Annotated in this window: 3 protein-coding genes; 2 read left to right on the top strand and 1 reads right to left on the bottom strand. The window is 54.7% G+C overall.

Features of this window, described 5'->3' with window-relative positions; translation table 11 throughout:
* The coding region (locus tag BSU04_RS25780; protein ID WP_179258441.1) for a UPF0182 family protein at window positions 1-1,384 on the top strand (1,384 nt) is incomplete at its 5' end.
* A 77-nt stretch (window positions 1,385-1,461) separates the two neighbouring features.
* Here the strand turns inward: BSU04_RS25780 and BSU04_RS25785 are convergent.
* Window positions 1,462-1,671 (bottom strand): hypothetical protein, encoded by a 210-nt coding sequence (locus tag BSU04_RS25785; protein WP_089163238.1) that lies wholly within the window; start codon window positions 1,669-1,671, stop codon window positions 1,462-1,464.
* A gap of 441 nt (window positions 1,672-2,112) precedes the next feature.
* On the opposite strand from BSU04_RS25785, the gene BSU04_RS25790 reads away from it, so the two are divergent.
* Window positions 2,113-2,713: HAD family hydrolase (locus tag BSU04_RS25790; RefSeq protein ID WP_089163239.1), on the top strand; the 601-nt coding region annotated here is incomplete at its 3' end.

Below are 2,713 nucleotides of genomic sequence, written 5' to 3' on the forward strand. Positions count from 1 at the left end.
CAAGGAGTTCGACTACCCCAAGGGTAATGACAATGTTTACACCAGCTACAGCGGTAAGGGCGGAATACCGTTAAACAGTTTTTGGAAGAGGCTCTTGTTTGCTTGGACCAAAGCCGACGTCAACATTTTATTGACCTCTTATCTCAAGCCCGAAAGCCGAATTCAGATCCATAGAGACGTTAGCGAGCGCGTTGCACAGATCGCTCCGTTCTTGCGCCTCGACCATGATCCCTACGCCGTATTGAGCGCGGGTAAGCTGTACTGGATTCAAGACGCCTACACAGTCTCGAATTACTTTCCGTACGCGAATCCGGAGCAGACATCGCAGTATGAAACCGCTTTGGAGCGCAGCTTGGGCGTCGAAACGATGGGTGGAACTCGAGCGCCCGAGACAGCAGGGGCTGAGCCCCGCGCTACGGCGGGTTTTGACGGGCTGAATTACATCCGGAACTCGGTGAAGGTCGTCGTAGACATGTATGACGGAACCGTCCGCTTCTACGTCATGGATCCCAAGGATCCCGTCCTAGCTGTCTACCGGCAGGCGTTTCCTGGAGTTTTCAATGACCTAAGCGAGCTATCTGCGGATCTCAAGAATCACCTACGCTATCCAGAGGGTCTCTTCACCGTCCAAGCCGACCAATACAGGACTTTCCACATGACGGATCCCCAGGTCTTCTACAACCGGGAGGACCTTTGGACCGCCCCGATGGAAAAATACGCAGGTCAGACGCAACCTATGGAGCCCTATTACATCCTGATGAAGCTTCCTGGAAGCACCCAGCTTGAGTACCTGCTGATGACTCCTTTTACGCCGCAAAATCGGGACAACATGATCTCCTGGATGGCTGCCAGGTCTGATTTTCCCGAATACGGAAAAATGCTCTTTTATGAGCTTCCGAAGGAGAAGCTCATCTACGGACCCAACCAGGTCGAGGCGATGATCGATCAGAACACCACCATTTCTCAGCAGCTCACCCTCTGGAATCAACAAGGGTCGCGAGTGATTCGCGGGAAACTGATCGTGACGCCGATCGAGAATTCGTTCCTTTACGTGGTGCCCTTGTACATGACCGCCGAAGGTACGAACTTTCCACAACTGAAGCGTGTCATCGCAGTTACGGCCGATAAGGTTGTGATGGCGCCCACGCTCGACGAGGCGCTCAATGGCCTCTTCGGTACCCAGGAACCTCAAGCGGTCACAACACAAGGGCATTCGACGCAAACGAGTAGCGCGACTGCGGAGGCGACCGCCGGCGAGGTTAACTCTAGCCAAGCCAGGATGCAATTTGATGAGGTACAGAAAGCCATGCAGCGCGGGGATTGGGACAAATTCGGCAAAGCGATGGAGGCGCTCAAACTACTGTTGGCCAAACCGCCGAGTTGATTGGCTGATCAGATGGATGATATGGCGTCATTCAATTGGCGACGGTCATGCCGTCCGATCGTGCTGACCGAATCGAGTCAACGCCAGAGCACCGAATGCTGCACCGCTACGCGATGCACGATTTTTTTGAATCCGCCCATGAATAGCGCGTCTATGCGCAGAACGAGGGACAGGTTCCTCTTTCTCGTCTTCGCGGCCGGCGCTGGCGTAGTTGGCACACACAGCGGCGGCGCGATAACCCTGAGTATGAAGGTCGCCGCACCGGGCTTGATAAACATGGCGATCATTCTCTCTTTAAAATTTCCACCTGATAATTAGTATGACTATTTAGTTAAAGTACCAAAGGCTGCTCCAAGGTAGCCGACCCTGAAACCGTGAAGCCGAACGTCGCTGGATCGAGAGTCGTGATTGCGACCGTGCCACTCGAATTGTGGTGCAGCTTTTCAAGTTCGATCGGCCCGGTCTGAGTAGTTTCCGAGCCTGCCCTTTAGTGACCGTCTGCCGGATACTTGAACGCAACGCAATCCCAGTTTCGTTTCTGCGACACGGCTTGAACCTCTCGGACCAGATAGTCAGCGTCTGGTCACAGGCATGCAGACTTGGGACATCGTTAATGGAGCTCAAAATGCGATTCGATGAAAACACGTTTTCCGATTCCATTGATGCTATGAATGCCGCTCATATGCGCCCCCCAGTCTCGCTCCCTCCGGTCGCGTCTGGTACCAACCATGACTAGTCTTCAATCAAAAACTTCCGAAGCAGAGGTTCCACAGATTCTTTCGGCCGCCATCTTTGATGTCGACGGGGTTCTGCTCGCATCTCCTCACGAGCGCGCTTGGCGAGAAGCGCTTGGCGGTTTTGCTGAGCCAGCGCTGTTTACCACGAAAATGTACCAATCTCAAGTAGCCGGCAAGCCGCGGCTCAGCGGCGCACTAGCGGCGCTGCAGGCATTGGGCGTGCCTAATGCTGAAAAGCAGGCGAGTGCGTATGCGCAACGTAAGCAGGAGCGTTTGGAGGAATTGATTGACGCAGGGGCTGTAAGCGCATTCCCTGACGCAATCCGCTTTGTTAAGGCGATCATGGCATTGGGTTGGCCTATCGCCGTCGCATCATCCTCAAAGAATGCCAACGGTATGATGACGCGCGTCGCCTTAGACGAGCAACACACCCTGTTGGATGCCTTCGACGCCAACGTATGCGGCCGCGATTTGCGGGAGGGCAAACCGAACCCAGAGATCTTCCTGCTTGCTGCGGGCGAATTGCCTGCAGCACCTGCACACTGCTTTGTTGTCGAGGATGCTCCGGCAGGTGTCGAGGCTGCGCGAGCTG

This window comes from Caballeronia sordidicola (genome assembly GCF_002220365.1).
In the GTDB taxonomy this organism is placed as follows: Bacteria; Pseudomonadota; Gammaproteobacteria; order Burkholderiales; family Burkholderiaceae; genus Caballeronia; species Caballeronia sordidicola_C.